The following is a 22,362-nucleotide window of genomic DNA, read 5'->3' as shown; positions in this document are numbered from 1 at the left end:
GAAAGACACACTGGCTTTTTTGTGGTTGTTTAATGTTGAACTTTAGGCGGGAAGTTTGCCAGGATCTCAGCAATGGTTTTATTTATAGATTCGGTACGTTGCTCTGGTGTTTGTTTTGCGCGCAAACGGCTTTCTTTGGCACCGCGCCAGACTAATTGGTTAGAAGTACGGTCGATAATATCGACCACCAGTGTACCCACTTTATATTCTCTTGCTGTGGTGTGATGGTCGACGCCCCAGCCCCAGTAGCTCCAGCGTGCACCATAACTGACCTTGAAGGTATCCACCTCAAGCTTTTTGTCGACGGCAACGTGGTAGTTGATCAATATATCTGCCTGAGCCGGGTCTGCCAATTTGAACCCCTGGCTGGCCATTTGCTCGGTAATGGCGTTACGAATGCGTTTTTCCATTAGTCCGTTGACTTGATAGTTTTGCGGACGTGCTTGCAAGCTGGCTTCAGCTGACCAGGCATAGGTTTTGTAATTGGCAAACTCTACAGACTTGTCGTAGTCCCAATCTGGTGTGGTGCCACAGGCACTGAGCATCAGTAAACTTGCCACAACGGCAAAGGTCCGGGTGCTGACAAGGTGTTTTTTCAGTTGGTTCAGCATGGCTTACTCCTTAAAAACATAAAATCTAACGCGTACCTTAGTATACGACAGTTAAAGTGGGAAGATCATCACAAAAAAGGGCACTCAATTGTGCCCTTTTGATATTAATTGTGTTCGACTTCGATCCAGTCTTTTTCGTCAACCCAGTTCTGGCTGCCCTGATTGACGCTGCGGATTGGCACCAGATAATCACAACTTATTTGCGGTTTAACCGACGCGCACAAAAAAGGGCACTCAATTGTGCCCTTTTGATATTAACTGTGTTCGACTTCGATCCAGTCTTTTTCGTCAACCCAGTTCTGGCTGCCCTGGTTGACGCTGCGGATTGGCACCAGGTAGTCACAACTGATCTGAGGTTTTACTGACGCGAAAATCGGTACGAAACCAAAGCTGAGGGCGGTTTCGATGATCGCCTTCTGGTTTTGCGGGTCGATGTCGGCCGCTTCATCAATGTAAATCGGAATACGATACATCGCTTGTTCCTGATCGGAAAGCAGGTAGCGAATAAACAACATACCACACAACAACTTAATGGTGATCCGTGTACCATTCGAACCGGCAGAGTCAATTTTATCAAAGTGCTCGGTATCGCCTGCGCGATTGACTACCTCAAAGCGGATATCAAACAGATCGGTCAGTGTCAGGCCAGCTTTGTCACTGGCCAATTTGATAATGTGATCTTTCGCCTCGTTAACGGCATTACTGTCGGCTGGCTGTTCGCTTAACAAATCAAAGCTCTCACCTTGCTCATACAAGTCAGAGGTTGCGATAATGGTATCGATACTCTCTACCAGCATTTTTCTTGGGATCACATTGATCTTAAAGGCTTTAAGGTTAGAGATGCGGTGCTGACTAATGCCCTTATTAAAGCTGTTCATTTCCCGACGCAGGCGGTCTAAGTCTTCACGCAGGCCTTTAATGGTCGCCGCAACTTCAGTCAGAGCAACCCGTGCCTGGCGCTCCACCGCATCACGCTCATTGTCTATGTTGTGATAGGCGCTGATCAGCTTGGCGTATTTTGTCGCGTCGTCTGTTTCATTATCGAACTTGGTAATACCGGCATTGTAAATGTGCAAATAAGTATTGCGCACATTGACATCCAGGTTGCGCAGTTCCTGACAGTCTTTGTTGAACTGATGAATCACTTCCGCCAGGTTGTCAAAGTCCAGATTGATCTCAACCGGGTAGGGGGTTTGCTTACCACTATACAAATCCAGCGTGTGGTCGATGCGCTCCGATTTCACTTGCTTAAGGCGATCTGCCTGGCGCAGGACCAAATCTTGTTTGCTCTTGATAATAGAGCGGCGATCGGAAATGGAGCCAGCATTACGCTGAACATCCTGCAGGTAGTCATCGACCTGTTCACGTTCGGCCTGCAGCTGATCCTGCAATGCCTGTTGTGCTTCCGCCGACTGCGCCATGGTCTGGAATTGCTCAAAGCGCTTCAGTGCCGCTTCGGTGGCCATTAGTTCATCGTACAGGGCATCACGCTCTTGCTGTTTTTCGGCCACATTGGCAGACACTTCGCGCTGTTGCTTCAGCTCCAGTAACGATTGCTGTAATGCGTCTAACTTTGCTTGCAACTGGGCTTTGTTTTCGCCGCTTTGCATTTGTACCGGCGCCAGCTTTTTCAGCTTAATGGTGGCGCCGGGCAGTTTAAGTTCGCCGCCTTTGACTGCCGTAGACAGCTGGGCCAGGAAATCACCGAAGGCATCGTCGTCACTGATCTCGACTTCGCCCTTACCTGTGGTAGCAAAAGACAAAATATCCGGGTTCAGAATACGAGAGATCTCTTCGACTTCTTTGAGTGACAGGTCTTCACGCATTCGGGTAAAGAGGTTGAACTCCAGGTTTTTCATCTGCAGTTTCAGGCTCTTAACCTGCTTTTGTGTTTCGCCAATCCGGTAGTCCAGGGTATGCAGACTCTGGCCCTGCGCACTGTTAATCGAGAACGACAGCTGTTCGTACTCTTTTTTCAGTAGCGTCAGGTTGGTTTTCAGCGTGGCATGATTGGTCAGCTCAAATTCGGATTTGAGTGCGTGATAGTCGGTAAACCATTGCTCAATCTGAGTTTGCTTACGTTCAATATCACGAGACTGCTGCACATACAGCTGTTGCTTTTCTTCAAAGTCGCGCTTTTCCTGCTCGATGTTTTCAAGCTGATCATTAAGCTCGCCAATTTGGCTCTGCTGATACTCATCAAACTCCACAATGGCTTTGTCGAGCTTAGGTGCATAAGCGGCAAGCTTGCCCTTGAGCGTTGCTTCGCCTTCGATCATTTGCTCCAGCGCAGCAATAGGTTCTTGCATAGACTCCAGTGCGTTCAGCTCACGGCGAGAGCGGTTTACTTTATCAAACGCACGACGCCAGACTTCATAGAAGTCGACTTTAGAGTTAGACATATGCCGTTCAAACACCTTGAGCATAAAGCGTTTTACGTCGTGGGCGCCTAGTTTGTGCAGGTTCAGGATACGACGGAAGATCTCTTTATATACTGCGGCATCTTGAACATTATTCAGTGGGATCATCTTGAGGTTGATGTCACCATCGTATGGCGTTGCACCGCCAGTCAATAATGCATTCAGCTCCGCGGCCTTTAACTCAACCGGGCTAAAGCCTTTTTCCTGCAAGTGATTGAACAGTTTGGTGTATTTGATGATGCTTTTACCATGGGTAAAGTCATCCAGGTTGAGTTTGCCGTTGTAGCAAAAGAACTGGTGGGCATAGCCGGCAATTTTACCTAAACCCGCAACGCCTATCACCACGTCGCCATGGGGCAGGTTGGCTTCAAGCAAGATATAAGACTGATCGCTCGAAAAGTAGAACTTTCGCGTTTCTTCCAGATCGTGACCATCCCACTCGGTCAGGCGTAAATCATTAATAAGCGGGAATTGAAGCGCATTGATCACCGAACTTTTACCTGTGTTGTTAGGCGCACAGATAGAGGCACTTTTATCGAGTGGGATCACACACTTGGCATAACCGGCGGTGTTGAGCAGGGCCAGTTTACTGAGACCATACAGCTTGTTCATACTTCATCCTCAAGTGTGTCGTAATTGTCTTCGTTTACTTCCATCAGTGCATCGATATAACGATAAACCGGCGCCAGCAGCGAAAAGCCTTGCTCTACTTCACGCGCCAGACCCAGGCGAACCATACGCAGACACACGTCTTTACGCAGATCTGAGCCTGAGAAAATCTCCAGCTGATCAAACAGGTGCTTGTTAAGCTGCACCAGAGTCTGCATCAGCTCCAGGTCTAATACTTCGTCAAACAGGGCGCGCAAAGGATCTTTACCCTGGTTGGCAAAATGCTCGATCAGGATAAATACGGTCAGTGCGATGGCCCGGGAGATCTTACCCATGTTGGGGGTGCTTTCGTCGCTGGCCAGATAATAAAAGCCGCGGCTGTCGTGTTGCAGGTCGTGGCCAAGGGCGCTGAACAGTGCCTGGTAAGATTCGATATGCTGATCCAGCTCCTGCCACTGTGTGGTGTCCTGTTCGCTGATATGGTAGCCACTGACCAATTTCTTATTGATCGCCTGTAACTGGCTGAGTTCGTCTAGATTAATCTGTGTCATGGTGATTACTAATTGTGGTTATCTGGTTGCTTATCCGCTGCACTGAACGGATAAAGTCGAATGCGGGTGTTAGCGATTTGCATCGTTTGCTGTTGCTCATCCTGGGCGATGTCCAGTTCAGGATCGCTGATTAGTTTTTGGTACAGGAACAGCATTTCATCGGCTTCCAGTGCTGGGTATTGCTCGCTCAGGAAGCCAAGCAGGGCGGTGCGCTTTTTGCCCGACCCTTTAAACGATTTACGCACATCCGAATAATCGGGAATGTTGGGGCTCTGATAAGCGGGCACATCCTGTTGATCGGGTAGCTGATATTCTTCGTGTTCAAACTCGCTGAGGCTGGCCATATAAGCCACCATATGGCGCTGCTGGCCGAGGCTGAAACGCTGAATGTCTGAGACAAAATGCGGCTGTACCGGCGCAAGCATACGATCAACGCCATTTTTACGGATCAGGCCCAGCACTTTGGCCGCCTGACGTGTAATAAGCGTGTTGCGTCTGAGCTCTTCACGCAGTGGCATCAACATATCGGCGCTTTTACCTAAACTTTCGCGGCCGATTAAGTGCATATCGAGGATCCGAGTACGCAGTTGCTCAAGCATACGTTTGTCCTGAGCGCCCCGGCCCAGTTGCTCAATTTGCGCAATTTGTTCACTGATCTGATGCTCAATGGTGGTGAAGCAGGCCTGAAAGGGGCCATGAATATCCACCATTTCCAGCATAGGTTCGATGTATTCGTCAAATGCCTCAATCACGGCCCGGTAGCGTTTTTGCAAAGACAAGTTGCCCTGATCGGACTTTGCCTGCTCGACCAGGTTCATGATGGCGCTTTCATTATGATGATAGAGCTTGACGATTTTACGCACCCGCTCATCCATAATGCGACTGAAGCGGCGCAGCTCACTGTGGTCGCCCTCATCACCTGCCTGAGCTAAGCGTTCACCCAGACGTTGCAGATCTTTGACTAATACTGTGATTTCTTCTGCTAGCCCAAGATGCTCTTCTTGTAACAAAAAGCTGGCAAAGTCGGCCACTGCACGGTTAATCTCGAGCTGTGACGATTTGGCCAGAGGAATAATAACTTCCTGGTTGAGCAAGCGATTGGTTTCTTTATAGATACGCTCACTTGACCAGTTGGGATTTTTTAGTTTGATGATGTTTTGCACATCTTTGAGGCTGAAATCGGCCATCTTAAAGCGTTTAAAAAGCAGCTCCAGGACGCCCCAGTGTTCATTCAGCGTATTTAATACTTTTTTGGCTGGGATCATAGCTTTCCAGTGTGTATCAATTTTGTGACGGTATCAGGTAAGAAAATTGTCATAATGTGTAACTACTCGTGGCACAGAATGCGGCTAAGTGATAGACTCCGCGCCGATTACGTTACCCTTCACAATTTTTACTTTTAATTACAGGTTGTTTACGCATATGGTCACGCCCATTATCCTAACCCTGATAGCGGTCGCATTTGTGCTTATCGTTATAGAGGATATTATCCATGTAAACAAGGCCAAAACGACCCTTTTTTTTGGCACTTTATGTTGGATTATCCTATTTATCTCCCCACTTCATGGCGAAAGCTCAGAAACTATACAACATCAACTCGATCACAACATTCTTGAAATCGCCACCTTATGGTTATTCCTGATGGCTGCGATGACCTTTGTTGCCTATCTGAACTCCAAAGGTTTTATTCAAAACATTGTCCATCGGGTGATGCCAACGCAGATCAGTGAACGCAAAATGATGTTTCTGGTGGGTGGCTTCGCTTTCTTGTTTTCTTCGATTTCTGACAATATTACTGCAACACTTATCTCGCTGGCGGTGGTGATGTCGTTGAAACTCGATCCGAAGAAGCTTATCAAGTATGCCACATTGATCATCTTTAGTGTTAACTCGGGCGGCGTGTCTTTGATCACCGGTGATGTGACCACACTGATGATATTCCTCGCTGGTAAGGTAACGATCCCTGACTTGTTATTGCTGGTGGCGCCTTCCATTGTCAGCGTACTCTTGCTGGCAACCATGCTGTCTATGGGAATGAAAGATCAGCTGGTATTCGAAAAGCAAGCACTACGCAGAATAGAGAAAACAGACATCACGATCGCGGTGATCTTTATGACGACCGTACTCACCACGCTGTATCTGAGCGTGCAATATCAGGTCCCGCCGATGCTGACTTTCTTGTGTGGCTTGTCTGTGATGTTTTTGATGGCGCAGTTCTTGATGCGCAAGAAAGACGTCAATAAAAAGATCATCGATTATATTCGTGAAATTGAGTACGACACCTTGCTGTTTTTTGTGGGTGTACTTCTGCTGGTTGGGGCGCTAAAAGAGGTGGGTGTCCTGAATATGTTTACTCAATTATATGAATTCATAGACCCTCAGTACGCTAGCTATCTGGTCGGCCTGATGAGTGCCGCGGTTGATAACGTGCCGCTGACGGCCGCTTTGCTCAAAGCTGACATCGTAATGAGTCCACAGCAATGGCTGACCTTTACCTATGCGACGGGTGTGGGCGGCTCTATGCTGATCATCGGCTCGGCGGCAGGGATCATAGCAATGAGTAAAGTAAAAGCTTTAACCTTTACGAGTTACTTAAGAATGAGCCTGTATTTGTTAATTGCCTACACGGCAGGTTATGCCGGTGCTTTCTTTATGGGACAATTTATTTAATCTTTGATGACAGAGTCAATTTTATACTTGACACCTAGACGTCTAAAAGATACCTTTTTCAAGCCCGCTCAAAATGCGGGCTTTTATTTTGCCTGGATTCAGTTAATTCCCGGCAAGATAAGCAGAAGAGGCGCGATGCTTAGGTAGCTGATGTGAGGTGACGATAACCCGTGACCATCAGTGAGGGAGGTACTCGCCGAGGAAAACCATGCTACGTCGGCATGATTTTTCGGTCCTGGAGGTTGAATCCTCGGGACTGTCACCGTTTTCAGGTGGAGAGCTTCTGGCAGAGGTCATTTCTTTATGGTTAGTCCATCCTATTGCCAAGTTCTCCTTATTGATGTTGATCGCCGCGTGTGATCCCAAGGAGATAAAATGAATTCCCAGTATGTCGTTGCTAAATTTGGCGGCACCAGTGTTGCAAACTTCGAAGCCATGCAGCGATGCGCCGCAATTATCCATGACAACCCCGATGTCCGTGTGGTCGTCGTCAGTGCCAGCGCTGGTGTGACGAATCACCTGGTGACTCTGACGCATCAAAAAGTCGATGCGGCTGAGCGCGAGTCGCTGTTTCAGTCTGTGATGGAGATCCAGCAGGACATACTGGCATGTCTGACACTCGATCCAGATCTGGAAGTGGGTTTTAACGAGACAAAAGACGCTTTTTATGCGCTGGCTCAATTACCCGCACTGGACGCGCAACAATGTGACGAGATGCTGAGCTTCGGAGAGCGATTTTCTTCTTACCTATTCACTCAGGTACTCAGAAATTTAGGCGTTGCCAGTAGCCGTTTTGATGTACGTCAGGTGCTGAAAACCGACCGCCAGTTTGGTAAAGCTGTACCCGATGTGGCTGCAACGCGTGACGCAGCCTCGGCCCATCTGACGCCGCTACTGGCAGAGCAGGTGGTGGTGACTCAGGGCTTTATTGGTAGTGACAATCAGGGCCAAACTACCACATTAGGGCGGGGCGGCTCAGATTATAGTGCGGCGCTACTTGCCGAGGCTATTGCTGCGCAAAGCGTGCATATCTGGACTGATGTTGTGGGTATCTTCAGCACAGATCCGCGTCTTTGCCATAAAGCACGGCCGATTGCCCGGCTGAGTTTCGATGAAGCTGCTGAAATGGCGACCTTTGGTGCTAAAGTGCTGCACCCCGCGACTATCTTGCCAGCCAGTCGCAGTGGTATTTCGGTATTTGTTGGCTCGAGCAGAGATCCCCATGCCGGTGGCACCTGGATTGAAAAGAATAACCGTTCTGAGCCGGGTATTCGCGCGGTAACTCAGCGTAAAAATCAAATCTTACTAACCCTGAAAAGCCCCGAAATGCTGTTAGCCAGTGGTTTTCTGGCACGCATCTTCACTATTTTAAGTGCACACAATATCTCGGTTGACCTGGTTACTACCTCGGAGATCAGCGTTGCGTTGACGCTCGACAATGCACCCAACGCTACTCGTCCGGAATTGGCTCAGGCTTGTCTGGATGAGCTGGGTGAGTTCTGTCAGGTCAGCGTTGAGAACAATCTTACCCTGGTAGCCATGATTGGTTCTGAAATTCAGTTGCGCCATGGTGAAGCGAGCCTGATGCAGGTGCTGGCTGATTTTAATATTCGCTTGATCTGCCATGGGGCGAGTCGCCATAACCTGTGCTTTTTGGTTGAACAAACCGAATCGGACGCGGTGGTTCAGGCTATTCACAGCCGGTTACTTGAAGCCGCATAAATCAGGCGTATGCTAAGTCTGACTGGACACATCATCCGGAGCGGGTAATACTCGCTCTGAAAGCAAAATTACTTACTCACAGGTGTGTCCATGGAATATCAGGAAATTTATCAGTTCTGGTTTGTCGAATGTCAGGAGCAGGACTGGTGGCAAAAATCGGCCCAGTTTGATAACAAAATTACAGCGAGATTTGCACAGTTACACCAGCAGGCCATGGCAGGTGAGTTGGCAGATTGGCGCAAAACTGCGGTCGGGTCGCTGTGCGAGATCATTGTGCTGGATCAGTTTTCCCGCAATATGTTCCGTGATACACCCGCCGCCTTTGCGAGCGACCCACTGGCATTGTGCCTGGCACAACATGCCATTGAAAAAGGCTTTGATCAACAGTTGGAGAAAACCCAGCGTACTTTTATGTATTTACCTTATATGCACAGCGAGAGCCTTAAAGTACATCAGCAGGCGGATGCCTTGTTTAAGTCCTTACCCAATTACGAGTTTGAGCTCGCGCACAAAAAAATCATTGAGCAATTCGGACGCTACCCCCACCGAAACGCCATTTTAGGCAGGGAGTCGAGTCCTGAAGAATTGGCTTTTTTGCAAACGCCTGGTTCGAGTTTTTAAGTCAAGCTCTGAGGTGTTTCCCGGTTCTCTACATCATGTCAGTAAGCACAATACCGTCCTGATTTGAGCGCGCAAATGCTTACCACTTCTGGCTGTTCCGATTTGCTCTAACTGACACTCGCAATTTGTTTACAAGTGCGTATAATCGCCAGTCTACAACAATAATTAACTTGGCATTCGATTATGGCTCAAGTGCGTGAAGGTTTTCAAAGCCGTCTGGGCTTTGTATTAGCGGCAGCCGGTGCGGCAGTCGGACTTGGTAATATTTGGGGATTTCCCACTCAGGCAGCGAACCACGGTGGTGGGGCGTTTTTGCTGGTCTATTTTATCGTTATTTTCTTACTGGCATTACCGGCTTTGTACACCGAGTTGTATTTGGGCCATCAGGCACAGGCCAACCCGGTTAAAGCATTGAAACAAGCCTGGCAGGAAAAGCAGCCTAAAATTGGTACATCTGCGGGTTACATCGGCCTTGCCGGTGCCATTGTGATGCTCAGTTTCTATTCTATTGTAGCCGGCTGGATGTTGGCACATTCGCTCGAGCCGCTTGCACGTTTAGTTGGCTGGGATGAAGCCAGCGCTTTTCTGTCCGGTGATTCGACTTTACGGAACTTTATCTTTACCCCACTGATGCTGCTGTTGACGGCTGGCATTATATTACAGGGGGTGAAGTCGGGAATTGAAACCTGGTCACGTCGACTCATGCCAGTGCTACTTATGCTGTTGATAGCGTTAATCGCTTATATGGGCACGCTGGAAGGCGCAGCAGCTGGGTTTAAAGCTTACCTTGTGCCCGATTTTAGTAAAATTGGCGATCCCGAATTGATCATTGCAGCCATGGGGCAGGCGTTTTTCTCTTTATCTTTGGGGGTTGGCTGTATGATGATTTATGGCTCTTACCTGAGACCAAATGAAAACCTGCCAAAACTGACTTTTAGCGTGGCAATGCTGGATACCGGCGTGGCTTTTCTGGCAGGGCTTTTGATCATTCCGGCTTTGTTTATTGCCCAGAATAATGGTGTGGAAGTTTTCCAAAATGGCAAACTGGTCGGTGAGGGCAGGCTTATCTTTGCCATTTTGCCTGAGCTGTTTGCAACCATGGGCGAAATTGGCCTGTTCGTTGGACTGACTTTCTTTATATTAATGTCGATAGCCTCACTGACATCCACGATTTCTTCAACCGAAATCCCGGTGTCGTTCCTGGTTGAAAATCATGGCTTTAAGCGTGGTCAGGCAACCTGGCTGGTGACCTTTGTGCTGTTGATAAGCTCAGGCGCTATTATCCTCAATTTCGACTGGCTGTTTGGCCTGGTGATCCAGATTTTAACTCATTATCAGTTGCCACTGATGGGCTTGTTCTACTTTATCACGGTAGGCTGGGTATGGCGTCGAGGTAATCAGCTGGCACTGGAATGCAGTGGTAAGATGTACTGGTTTGCTCAGTATGTACGATTTGTCTGCCCGGTGCTGATGACAGCCGTTTTTGCTAATGTGGCTTTCTTTAAGTAACAGCAGTTGTTTGAATACAAAAACGCCTGGCGATGCCAGGCTTTTTTGTAGGTATAAATCAAACCTGATTTTCCAGCGCCTGCCCCGTGCGAATGGCGTTGAGGTTAGTCACTGTGGTGTGGGCGATTTCGGTTAAGGCTTCTTTGGTGAAAAAGCCCTGGTGTCCTGTGATAAGCACGTTCTGAAAGCTTGCCAGACGCATAAAGACATCGTCCTGTATGACCTCATCGCTGCGGTTTTTAAAGAACAGTTCCGATTCTTGTTCATACACGTCCAGGCCAAGGTAGCCGAGCTTTCTTGATTTCAAGGCGCGAATACAGGCCTTGCTGTCTACCAGCGCGCCGCGGCTGGTGTTGATCAGCATCACGCCTTGCTTCATTTTTTCAAATGCCGCGTCGTCAATCATGTGGTGGGTGGCTTCGGTCAGCGGGCAGTGCAGGGTAACGATGTCGCTTTGCTCAAGCAGCATATCCAGAGAAACCTGGGTGTAAGAGCCTTCTCCTATATTCGGGTCGTAAACCAGCACGTGGGCGCCAAAGCCATTGAGAATAGCGACCAGTGCCTGGCCTATTTTTCCGCACCCAATGATACCGACCGTTTTGTTGTGCAGATTAAAACCCAGTAAACCGTTGAGATCAAAGTTATCTTCGCGGACCCGGTTATAGGCTTTATGGGTTTTGCGACTCAATGTCAGCATCAGGGCAATACAATGCTCTGCCACGGCTTCTGGACTATATGCCGGTACACGTACGACTTTAATACCCAAGGCATGGGCCGCTTCGATGTCAACATTATTAAAGCCTGCACAGCGCAGTGCGATGCTCTGGACGCCCAGCTCAGCCAGTTCAGCCAGCACATTGGCATCAACCTGGTCGTTCACAAACACGCAAATGGCATCAAACCCTTGCGCCAGTGCAACGGTTTTATCGTTCAGTGCTTGCTCAAAAAACTCAAACTCAATATCAGGAAACTGGGTAAGTGCATGCTCAAAAAACGGCAGCTCATACTTTTGCGAACTGAATAGGGCGACTCTCATTGGACACTTGACTCTCTATAATCGATTTTAAGGTTTCGGGTTTTGTCCTTGGTGCATAGCGGGACAGTAAAACGCCCTCTGAGTTTACTAAAAACTTAGTAAAATTCCATTTAATCGCGCGGTTTTGCGCTATTCCCCTCGTGTTAACCTTGAGGTAATTAAAGAGCGGGTGGGCATCTGGGCCGTTGACCAGTACTTTTTCCGAAATATGGAAGCTCAGATTAAAATGCGACTGATAAAACTCTCTGAGCATTTCGTTTTCAAGAGGTTCATTGCGGCCAAACTGGTGACAGGGAAAGGCAATGATCTCGAGTCCCATTGGATGGTACTTTTTATAGAGCTTTTCCAGCGCACTGAGTTGGGGGGCAAAGCTGCACTTGCTGGCAATATTGGCAATCAATACTGGTCTGCCTTGTAAGGATCTGAGTGCCAGCGTCTCGCCGTTTAGTAGTTTCACGCTGAAACGATAAATGTTCTCCATCCTGTCAGGCTCCTTGATGTTTTTTCTTTTTAATCAATTGATTCATAGCTGATATTTTTCATTTGCCATGCTTAGATGGCTCAGGTATAACAACTCCATCTTTCTAGCTTAACAGCCAAATAGGACAAATTTATGTCAGTCAAAGTTGCATTCATCGGATTGGGGGTAATGGGATATCCCATGGCCGGTCACTTACAGCAGGCCGGTCATCAGGTCACTGTGTACAACCGTACGACCGCTAAAGCACAGCGCTGGGCCGAGCAGTATGAGGGGGCATTCGCCCCGACACCCAAAGAGGCCGTAGCTGGTGCTGAATTGGTTTTCATGTGTGTGGGTAATGACGACGATCTCAGATCTGTGGTGTACGGTGAAGAGGGGGTTCTAGCGGGGATGGCTGCAAATACTGTATTGATTGACCATACGACTACGTCTGCAAAAGTAGCGCGTGAGGTTGCCGAGCGTGCAGCTGCTCAAAACGTGGCGTTCCTGGATGCGCCTGTATCTGGTGGTCAGGCTGGTGCAGAAAATGGCGTACTGACTGTGATGGTGGGTGGTGAACCAGAAGTCTTTGAACGTGTGCAGCCTGTGATGGGCGCATTTAGCCGTTTTAGCCAGTTATTGGGTGAAGTAGGTTCTGGTCAGCTGTGTAAAATGGTTAACCAAATCTGTATTGCAGGTGTGGTACAGGGGCTCGCTGAAGGCCTGCACTTTGCCAAACAGGCAGGACTTGATGGTGAAAAAGTGGTAGAGACCATTGCCAAAGGAGCTGCAGGGTCATGGCAGATGGAAAACCGCTATAAAACCATGCTCGCTGGTGAGTATGATTTTGGCTTTGCCGTCGACTGGATGCGTAAGGATTTAGGCATTGCGTTGGATGAAGCTCGCAGCAATGGTGCATCACTGTCACTGACCGCGATGGTTGATCAGTATTATGCGGATGTTCAGGCGCTGGGTGGAGGGCGATTTGATACTTCCAGTCTGTTGGCTCGTCTGGATGCAATTCACGACAAAAAATAGTTTATTTATTGGACATTAAAAAAGGCAGGGCGCTCAGGCGACCTGCCTTTTTTGTTTATGTGTTCAGTTAAGCTTTTTTAGACAGCTTTTCCAAATCCATGTTTTCTTCCAGGTCTTTGGCGGCATCGGCGTCGTTAAACACATCAATATCCAGCTCACCTTCGGATTTTGCAACCACACAGGTGACCATACAGTCGCCGGTCACATTCACAGCGGTACGGGTCATATCCAGCAGACGGTCTACGCCCATAATGATGGCAATCCCTTCTACCGGCAGGCCAACCTGGTTCAGAACCATGGCTAACATAATCAGACCTACGCCAGGCACGCCCGCTGTACCAACGGAGGCAAGCGTGGCAGTCAGAATAACCATCAAATAGTCGCTCAGAGTTAGATCAACAGCAAAGACTTGGGCAATAAACACGGTTGCCACACCCTGCATAATGGCAGTGCCATCCATGTTGATAGTTGCGCCCAGTGGGACTGTAAAAGAGGCTACAGAGTTATGTGCACCAAGCTTTTTCGTCGCGGTTTCTAACGTTACTGGCATTGTGGCACTTGAGCTTGAAGTACTGAATGCAAACATACACGCATCTTTCATCTTGGCCAGGAAAGTAAGCGGGCTCAGACCTGTCAGCACTTTAAGCAAAATACTGTAGTTAACAAAGGCGTGGATCAGCAAGGCAGCAACCACCACCAGGAAGTACTTACCGAGTTCTACAATCAGGTCCATTTCAATGGTGGTGAACAACTTGGCCATCAGACAGAATACACCGTAAGGGGCCAGGTTCATCAGCAAGGTAACCAGCTTAAGTACCACAGTATTCAAATCTTCAAACACCTTGGCACAACGTTTACCCGCATCGCCACTGAGCGCCATGGCAATACCAAACAGCAGAGCAAAGACAATCACCTGGAGCATCTTACCGCTGGCCATTGCATTGATGGGGTTAGTCGGGAACATGCTAATAATGACCTGTGCCAGCGTTGGTGCTTGCTGTGCATCGAAGGTCGCCGTAGTCGGAATTGCGACGCCTCCACCCGGGCTAACCAGCAGGGCAAGAGAAATAGCTACAGTAATAGCGATGGCAGTGGTAGAGAGGTAAAGCAAAATGGATTTGCCACCCAGACGACCCAGCTTCTTAGGATCGCTCAGGCTACAGGTACCGACCACCAGAGAAATAAAGACCAAAGGAACAACCAGCATTTTCAAACTGGCAGATAAAAATCTGCCCACCGATGTGGAACAGTCCGTCTACGAAAAAGCCTTTGATTGGCAAATCGAACAGGCCCAGAGGAATCGCAACTTCGGGCTTATCGCCCAGAATGGTTTGTATCAACAGACCCAGAATAACACCCAAAACCATGCCCAGCATGATACGGGTAGTTAGGCTCATTTTTTTGTTTTGTGACATAGCCTTTGACATCGTCCTAACACTTACATTTTACAAAATCGCTATAGCCTAACAGGATAGTTGAATATGAACAGAAAAAATCGATGACAGCCGCTAAAAATTTGTGATTTTACATCCACAATTGGGTTAACATGGTGAAAATAACTCAAAATTATTAGATTGCTAGGGAGAATCGAAAATGTCTCTGATGCGCTGGTTTAGTATTACTTTGCTCAGTTTGCTGATGATCGCCTGTGGTGGCGGTGGTTCGATTGAAAAAGACACCTCGGGAGGTGGCGGTACAAATACAGATTATGAACTGGTACTGAGTACAAGTTCTGCAAGTGGTGGTAGCCTCAGTATCAGTAACCCGATCACAATCACAGCAAAACTCACCAATGATGGGGCACCCGTTGCCAATAATCTGGTTAAATTTACTAATGACGAGTTTTCTGACTTTGCCTCTGTGAGTTCACAACTTACCGACAGCAATGGTGTAGCTAAAGTGACTATTATCGCCAATCGGTTAGGTGGGGCGGGTACCATTTCGGCCACTGCGGACGTGGGTGAAAATACCGTTAGTGGTTCAGTGCCTTATGCCGCAACTGGTGATGGTGGTATTCAAATCGCGATGACGATTACGGGCTCAGATGGTCAGCCGATCAATGCGACTAACCCAATTAGTGGTTCAGAGATTGCGACAGTTACCGCAATACTAACCGACAATGGCACACCTTTGAATGGACAGGTACTTGAGTTTTCTAAAGAGGCCGACAGCGAAGATCTACTTGTTACGAACGGCAACTCAAATGTTCAGACAGACGCCAACGGTGCGGCACGTTTACTTGTCCTGGCAACGGACAAAGTGGGAGCGGGCTATGTTCAGGTCACCTATAACGAAGACATCAACGCCCGTATAGGATTCGAGTCAGCAGGTAACCCCTTTTACGATAAAGAGGTTTATGACCTGAGCGTGCAATTGGTTAACGCCGCAGAGCAAGCTTCCAGTGATCTCTCACTGGCTAATCCACTGACTGCAAAGATTCAGCTCACTTTGAATGAACAGCCTGTAGCAAACGCTGAAATTGCGGTTGCTGTTGAAGCCAGCGCGCGCTTTGCAAAGCCAACCGAGTCAGTCAGAACAGATGCGAATGGCCAGGCAGAGATTCAGATTTTCGCCACAGAGACCGCGACGATTGATCAACAACTTGATGCGTTTACAGCAACTTACTCAGTGTCCGGTGATGAAGCAGCCAGAAGCGTTGCCAGCTACGTTGGCGCGGGAGATGGTGGCTTACAGATGGTTGTTGAAGTCCTAGACAGAGGGCCGGGTAATGAAATAGATGAAAGCAACCCGCTAAGTGCATCCAATAAAGGCAAAATTGTAGTTACACTTACTCGAGATGGCGTTGCCTTCCAGGGACAAGTGGTTTCTGTAAATGATCTGGTACTAGCGGAGTTGGATGACGGAGGTAATGGTAAGGCGTTGACAGACGACAGTGGTCGTGCTTCGTTCGATATAAGGGCCTCAGACAACGGAGGTTTAGGCACATTTAATGTATCGTTACCTGAGATTCCAAGTTTTTCGCCCAAAAATGGTCGCTTCTATTCTGATGGGATCATCGCGGTTGAAAAAGGCATTGCTATTCAAATTATAAGCATTAAGGATAGCGTCGGAAATAACATCGATAAAGATAACCAACTTGACGACAACACCAAAGGCACTGTTATTGCCAGAGTCCTTAAAAATGATAAACCGCTGGAAAAAGTATTAGTTGAATTCACTGTAGAGCCTATTGCGACGCTCAGCCCCAGTGATGGTCGGGCACAAACTAATGAGGATGGCGACGCCGAAATAAGCCTTAATCCCACCAATGAAAAAGGCATCGGTATAATCAAGGCTAAATATACTTCCGAGGCGGGTGAAGTATTTGAAAGTGCAGGTGTTCTGTTCCACTCTGACGGTATCGAGAACGATGAGGGTGAGTATCGAATCAATGCCAGAGTTTTAACCGGCTGTTTACCTGGCTGGGACAGTGAGCGCGATAGCATTGAACTTAACCCGAGTTTGCCGTCGACAAATTGTACTGATACTAACCAGTTAGAGTCATCAGATACGGTTGATGTGTTTATCAAGGTCACAGATAAAGATGAAGAGGATATTGAAAATGACATTATCGAGGTTACCTCTGATATTGGTCAGCTACTACCTGCTCAGGGGCGTGTTTTAACAGACCGTTTTGGCGTCGCTTTGCTTAAATTCCAGCCAGGAGATTCCGGTGGAGCAGGCACTATCACCGCGCAATATAAAGGGGAAGAAGGAAAAGTAAATTTCTCCGTCGGTCTGCAAAGCTTATTTATAGAGTTGTCGGCAACAGCGTCAGAAGAAAATCCATTGAAAGCTGGCGGAAGTATGGTGATTTCCGCAAATGTGTATGTAGATGAGTTTAAATCAGCGCTCTACCTCAATCCTATCGATGTCGAATTTACGTCTAACTGCGTAGATGAAGGACTGGCTACTATTGACCAGTCTGTCAGCTCAGAAGAAGGTCAGGCAAATACGACGTATAGAGCCAATGGTTGTCGCGGTTTAGATACTGTGACTGCAACTGTGGTTTCGGGTGGTGGTGTTAATCAGCCTGCCAACATAACTTTTGCGGTGTCAGAGGCTGAAGCTCAGGCAATTCAGTTTTTGGATGCTAGTCAAAGCTTCATAGGTCTTCCTCCTGGCATCGGAGGGGTGCCTACAACGTCTACAGTCAGATTTAAGCTGATAGATAGTGACAGTCGTCCTCTCAACCAGAAAAGAATTGACTTCAAAATATCGGATCTCACTGGTGACGCATTGCTAACTGCTTATACAGGCAGTACAGATAATGAAGGTGTTGCGCAAACTACGATCCGATCGGGTATTGTTCCGGGAGACATCGTCGTAGAAGCGTGTTACATCTCCAATGAGGAATTAGCAAGCTTACCTGATGGAGAGGACTACACCTGTTGGCAATCGCGTATTGATGTATGTACTGCGGATCCAACGAAAGAACAATGTCCAGATGGCAAGACACTTCGTTTACTGTCAGCTGATAAGCAGATCAATGCTGTTTCGTCGGGCATCGTCTTGTCTTCTGGTGTACCAGATCAGAATAGTTTCGATGCCGGTGCTGCCACCTATTATATGAATGCACTCAATACATTGGGTTTTACCAATGACATTAGCATCTTTTTTGGTGATCAGTTCAACCAGCTAACTGGTGACAATATCGTTGCAAATGTGCAGGTAGAGGCGGGAATTGTCGGTAATATAGATGGTGCTGGTGGTACAAACACTTATGAGTGCTCGGCTGTGGACGGACGGTGCACCGTTCAGTGGCGTAGTCAGGGAGAAATGCCGTTTACAGATCCTAAGTGGGGTAATACGTTAGACCGCGTTTGTGATCTGTATAATGGCCAGCCTGCGCCATGTCGTACCTGGCCGGAAACAAATAAAGATGGAAACATACTGATCCGAGGCGGTAGAATATCCGTTCTGGTGACTGCGAAAGGACAAGAAACGTTTATTGACCGGCCCAGTACCCTTGATGATGATGGTAATGTATTAATAGAGCGACGTAATGGTCGTTTTGATCAGGGAGAATTTTACAGCGCCTTCGACTTACCAGAAGCCTTTGTAGACCATAACGAAGACGGTAAATTTTTATGTGACGTCGATGGTAATAACTGTGGAGAGCCCATAGTGTGTGATGGTGATGCCTGTGAACCAAATAACACCAGAGGTGGCCACAACGAAACATTCAATGACGCCAATAATAATGGCATCTATGATAACGGGGATGGCATCTATAACGGTCTACTTTGCTCTGAAGAAGCGATGAACGCTGAAGGTGGCCCCTATTGTTCGCGTGAGCTGGTTGAGGTGAGAAAACAGTTTGAAATCATCGCTTCTGGTAGTACTCCTTATGTGAGGTTTACGGTGAGCAGATCTGATGTGACTTATCAATTCAGAACCGGGGAGAACTGTAAATTTTTCAGAGGGATGCCGACATTGGATGGTGATGGCAATATCTTGTTAGATGACGCTAATTGCCCCACTTTTCCGACGCAAGACACAGTACTTGGCGTAGAGAACTTGGGTAAAGAGTGTTTGCTTAATACAGGAGCACCAACCATGGTGACAGACGCGGGTGGCGACTACCTTGCGTTGGATAGCAATAATTGCCCAACATTTGTGTCGGAGATCGCCTTTGAAGTATCGAGTTGTGAAAACGCAAAAGATACAAACGGGCGCGATATACCAAGATTAGGTGTGACGGGTTTAGAGGTATCAGATGATGACGCATATTGTGATTTTACTGGCATTGATTTAACTGACCCCACTTTGCCAAGCGAAGATGGTGTTCCTATCCAGATTTTATTCTCAGATATTTATGGTAATTCCCTGCCAGAAGGTACTGAAATACAGGTTAGTGCTGACAACGGTGTTGCAACCGTTAGTGGTCTGCAAAGCACTATCTCGAATGCTTCAGCCGATGGGGTTCAGAGCGCATGGGTTACAGTATCCAGAGAGCAAGCAGCGAACAGTCTTAAGTTTGGTAATCTAACCATTCAATTCACTATTCCAAGTGGTTTAGGCAATGGTGAAACTGTTATCACTACCGCCGAGGTGAGCGTAAAAGATTCCGGCTAAAGACGATATTATTGCAGACCAAAGCTTAGCTTTGGTCTGCAAACGAACGCTTGGTTGTCAGAAAACATGATTTTGTATAAATCTCTTATTTACTTATCACTTTTCCTTTAACCCTTGAAATTCCTTTCATATCCGCTATATTCGCCCTTTCCATCAAGCAATCTATACGCCTGGGTAAATTAGCAACAACAATTGTTCATAAAATCACTGCTTGGCGAAAAGATCGAACGAAAAGCTTGTAACAATAGGTATTTGTGGATATACCTATATTTAATCGCGCCCAATGAAGGGCAACAACCAGACAGAAGTCAAATAGGCAGCTATGGGCAAATCGCTAGTAATCGTAGAGTCTCCCGCAAAGGCAAAAACTATTAATAAGTACCTGGGTAAAGACTACATTGTGAAATCCAGTGTTGGTCATATCCGTGATCTTCCTACCTCAGGCGCAGGTAAAACTAAAGGCCTGGCAACGAAATCTCCCGCAGAAGTGAGAAAGATGTCGCCAGAGGAAAAGGCTGAGTATAGAAAGAAGAAAGATTACGCGAACCTGGTTGCCCGGATGGGAATAGACCCGGAAAAAGGCTGGGAGCCGCACTATGAAGTGCTACCTGGCAAAGAAAAAGTCGTACAAGAACTGGCTAAGCTCGCAGAAAATGCAGATACCATCTATCTCGCAACCGATTTGGATAGAGAGGGAGAGGCAATCGCGTGGCACCTTGAAGAAGTGATAGGTGCTGATGCAAGTAAATACAAACGTGTTGTATTTAACGAAATCACCAAAAATGCCATCACACAGGCGTTTGAGGCACCTGGACAGTTAAACACCGACATGGTGTATGCGCAACAGGCACGACGTTTCCTCGACCGCGTTGTCGGTTTTATGGTATCTCCTTTGTTGTGGCAAAAAGTCGCGCGTGGATTATCAGCCGGTCGTGTTCAGTCTGTGGCCGTTCGCTTACTGGTAGAACGTGAGCGTGAAATTAAAGCGTTTATTCCGGAAGAGTTTTGGGATATTCATGCGGACACAGCGTTAGCTGAACAAGACGTCCGCTTTGCCGTGACTAAGTATCAGGGTGAAGCTTTTAAACCACTGAACGAAACGCAAGCTAACAAAGCCGTTGCAGAGTTGCAAAAAGCACAGTATCAGGTTGTTAAGGTTGAAGAGAAACCAAGTAAGAGCCGCCCGAGTGCACCTTTTATTACTTCAACCATGCAGCAGGCGGCGAGCACCCGTCTGGGTTACGGTGTCAAAAAGACCATGATGCTGGCACAACGTTTGTACGAAGCGGGTTACATTACCTATATGCGTACAGACTCAACCAACCTGTCCAATGATGCCGTTGAAATGGCCCGTGGTTATATTTTGGATAACTTTGGTGATAAGTACTTGCCGGGTGCTCCCATTAAATACAGTGCAAAAGACAATGCTCAGGAAGCGCACGAGGCAATCCGTCCTTCTGATGTAAAAATCCTTTCCGGGCATGTTGAAGGCGTTGATGCCGATGCCAAGAAGCTCTATGAGCTTATCTGGCGTCAGTTTGTCGCTTGTCAGATGACACCAGCAGAATACGACCTGACTAATATCACTGTAGGTGCAGGCGATTACACGCTTAAAGCACGCGGCCGTGTGTTGCGTTTTGACGGTTGGACACGTGTGCAGCCAGCAGTACGTAAGAAAAACGAAGAGGAACAGGCACTGCCAGCCGTTGCGGTAGGAGACACCGTACAGTTGCAGGCGCTGGATCCAAAGCAACACTTTACTAAACCGCCGGCACGCTTTAGTGAGGCGAGCTTGGTTAAAGAACTTGAAAAACGAGGCATTGGCCGACCATCTACTTATGCGTCAATTATCTCGACCATTCAGGATCGTGGTTACGTGCGAGTGGAAAACCGCCGTTTCTATGCTGAGAAAATGGGTGAAATTGTCACCGACCGGTTGATCGAAAACTTCGATGAGCTGATGGATTTTGATTTTACCGCCAAAATGGAAAATCGCCTGGACGAAATCGCCGAAGGTGATCGTGTCTGGACTCAGGTACTGGACAAATTTTACGCCGATTTCTCTAACCAGCTTGAACTGGCTGGTAAAGATGAAGCCGAAGGCGGCATGCGTCAGAATGTTATGGTTGAGACCGATATCGATTGTCCAACCTGTGGTCGTAAGATGGGGATCCGCACTGCTTCTACCGGGGTATTCCTGGGTTGTACTGGCTACAACTTACCGCCAAAAGAGCGCTGTACGACGACCATGAACCTGATCCCTGGTGATGAAGCGGTTGATGCCGATGTGGAAGACGCAGAAACCGAAAGCCTGAGACAGATGAAGCGTTGCCCTAAGTGTGAAACCGCGATGGACTCTTATCTGATTGACGAAAAGCGTAAGCTACACGTCTGTGGTAATAACCCGGGTTGTAGTGGCTATGTGATTGAGGAAGGCAGCTTCAAGATTAAAGGCTATGACGGGCCGGTCATTGAGTGCGACAAGTGTGGTTCAGACATGCAGCTTAAGTCTGGTCGTTTCGGTAAGTACTTTGACTGTACCAGTGAAGACTGCAAGAACACGCGTAAGCTGCTGAAAAGCGGTGAGCCCGCGCCACCTAAAGAAGATCCGGTACACTTGCCTGAGCTACCGTGTGAGAAGTCCGATGCCTATTTTGTGCTACGTGACGGCGCGTCTGGTATTTTCCTGGCAGCGCATACTTTCCCTAAATCCAGGGAAACACGTGCACCTAAGGTTGCCGAACTTAAACGCTTCAGAGATCGCATTTCGCCTAAGTTCTATTATCTGGCAGATGCACCAGAGCAGGATGGCGATGGCAACCTGGCAGTAGTAAGGTACTCTCGTAAAACCAAATCGCAATATGTGATGACGGAAGTCGAAGGAAAAGCTACTGGCTGGAAAGCAACCTACGAAAACGGTAAGTGGGTTGAGGAAGAGAAAAAGCGTAAGAGCGCGAAGTCCTAGGTAATCAGTCAGATTAGACTATGAGAGAAAACAAAAAGGCCAGCAAAAACTGGCCTTTTTTGATCTTTGAGT

The 22,362-nt window shown here is 47.7% G+C and carries 13 protein-coding genes, 1 pseudogene and 1 riboswitch; of the genes and pseudogenes, 7 read left to right on the top strand and 7 right to left on the bottom strand.

Annotated features, from left to right (window positions below):
• Positions 1–29: 29 nt before the first annotated feature.
• The 4 genes from ELR70_RS16475 to ELR70_RS16460 form a co-directional block, all read right to left on the bottom strand.
• The gene (locus ELR70_RS16475; RefSeq protein WP_054016841.1) at positions 30–611 is read right to left on the bottom strand and encodes a DUF4136 domain-containing protein; all 582 of its coding nucleotides are present in this window, start codon (positions 609–611) and stop codon (positions 30–32) included.
• Positions 612–865: 254 nt separating this feature from the next.
• The gene (locus ELR70_RS16470; RefSeq protein ID WP_054016842.1) at positions 866–3,643 is read right to left on the bottom strand and encodes an ATPase; all 2,778 of its coding nucleotides are present in this window, start codon (positions 3,641–3,643) and stop codon (positions 866–868) included.
• Positions 3,640–4,191 carry a hypothetical protein gene (locus ELR70_RS16465; RefSeq protein WP_054016843.1) on the bottom strand — a complete coding sequence of 184 codons (552 nt, stop codon included), beginning with the start codon at positions 4,189–4,191 and terminating at the stop codon, positions 3,640–3,642. The genes ELR70_RS16470 and ELR70_RS16465 overlap by 4 nt, the downstream gene beginning before the upstream one ends.
• An 8-nt stretch (positions 4,192–4,199) precedes the next feature.
• Positions 4,200–5,456: a hypothetical protein gene (locus tag ELR70_RS16460; protein WP_054016844.1), complete on the bottom strand. Its 1,257-nt coding sequence runs from the start codon at positions 5,454–5,456 to the stop codon at positions 4,200–4,202.
• Positions 5,457–5,613: 157 nt separating this feature from the next.
• On the opposite strand from ELR70_RS16460, the gene nhaD reads away from it, so the two are divergent.
• The 4 genes from nhaD to ELR70_RS16440 all read left to right on the top strand — a co-directional run bounded on the left by nhaD (position 5,614) and on the right by ELR70_RS16440 (position 10,713).
• Positions 5,614–6,861: a sodium:proton antiporter NhaD gene (gene nhaD / locus ELR70_RS16455; protein WP_054016845.1), complete on the top strand. Its 1,248-nt coding sequence runs from the start codon at positions 5,614–5,616 to the stop codon at positions 6,859–6,861.
• A gap of 117 nt (positions 6,862–6,978) precedes the next feature.
• Positions 6,979–7,152, top strand: a riboswitch (Lysine riboswitch).
• 84 nt (positions 7,153–7,236) lie between these two features.
• The gene (gene lysC / locus ELR70_RS16450) at positions 7,237–8,583 is read left to right on the top strand and encodes a lysine-sensitive aspartokinase 3 (RefSeq protein ID WP_054016846.1); all 1,347 of its coding nucleotides are present in this window, start codon (positions 7,237–7,239) and stop codon (positions 8,581–8,583) included.
• Positions 8,584–8,673: 90 nt separating this feature from the next.
• A complete protein-coding gene (locus ELR70_RS16445; RefSeq protein WP_054016847.1) occupies positions 8,674–9,204 on the top strand; it encodes a DUF924 family protein in 531 nt (176 codons plus the stop codon).
• 183 nt (positions 9,205–9,387) lie between these two features.
• Entirely contained in the window at positions 9,388–10,713 is a 1,326-nt protein-coding gene (locus tag ELR70_RS16440) for a sodium-dependent transporter (RefSeq protein WP_054016848.1), read from the top strand.
• A gap of 58 nt (positions 10,714–10,771) precedes the next feature.
• Here ELR70_RS16440 and ELR70_RS16435 read toward each other — a convergent pair whose 3' ends face one another.
• Both ELR70_RS16435 and ELR70_RS16430 read right to left on the bottom strand, forming a co-directional pair.
• Positions 10,772–11,749 (bottom strand): 2-hydroxyacid dehydrogenase, encoded by a 978-nt coding sequence (locus ELR70_RS16435; RefSeq protein ID WP_054016849.1) that lies wholly within the window; start codon positions 11,747–11,749, stop codon positions 10,772–10,774.
• Positions 11,715–12,230: a glutathione peroxidase gene (locus ELR70_RS16430; RefSeq protein ID WP_054016850.1), complete on the bottom strand. Its 516-nt coding sequence runs from the start codon at positions 12,228–12,230 to the stop codon at positions 11,715–11,717. Before ELR70_RS16430 ends, ELR70_RS16435 begins: the two co-directional genes overlap by 35 nt.
• Before the next feature lie 132 nt (positions 12,231–12,362).
• On the opposite strand from ELR70_RS16430, the gene ELR70_RS16425 reads away from it, so the two are divergent.
• Positions 12,363–13,247 (top strand): NAD(P)-dependent oxidoreductase, encoded by an 885-nt coding sequence (locus ELR70_RS16425; protein WP_054016851.1) that lies wholly within the window; start codon positions 12,363–12,365, stop codon positions 13,245–13,247.
• A gap of 67 nt (positions 13,248–13,314) precedes the next feature.
• Here the strand turns inward: ELR70_RS16425 and ELR70_RS16420 are convergent.
• Positions 13,315–14,662 (bottom strand): annotated as a pseudogene (locus ELR70_RS16420) (dicarboxylate/amino acid:cation symporter).
• A gap of 178 nt (positions 14,663–14,840) precedes the next feature.
• Here ELR70_RS16420 and ELR70_RS16415 point away from each other — a divergent pair.
• Together ELR70_RS16415 and topA are read left to right on the top strand one after the other, a co-directional pair.
• Complete coding sequence (locus tag ELR70_RS16415) at positions 14,841–19,325, top strand: hypothetical protein (RefSeq protein WP_054016852.1); 4,485 nt, start codon at positions 14,841–14,843, stop codon at positions 19,323–19,325.
• 322 nt (positions 19,326–19,647) lie between these two features.
• The gene (gene topA, locus ELR70_RS16410) at positions 19,648–22,290 is read left to right on the top strand and encodes a type I DNA topoisomerase (RefSeq protein ID WP_054016853.1); all 2,643 of its coding nucleotides are present in this window, start codon (positions 19,648–19,650) and stop codon (positions 22,288–22,290) included.
• Positions 22,291–22,362 lie beyond the last annotated feature (72 nt).

Origin of the sequence: Pseudoalteromonas sp. R3, from assembly GCF_004014715.1 — a bacterium.
In the GTDB taxonomy this organism is placed as follows: domain Bacteria; phylum Pseudomonadota; class Gammaproteobacteria; order Enterobacterales; family Alteromonadaceae; genus Pseudoalteromonas.
This window is presented reverse-complemented; position numbering and strand designations above follow the sequence as displayed.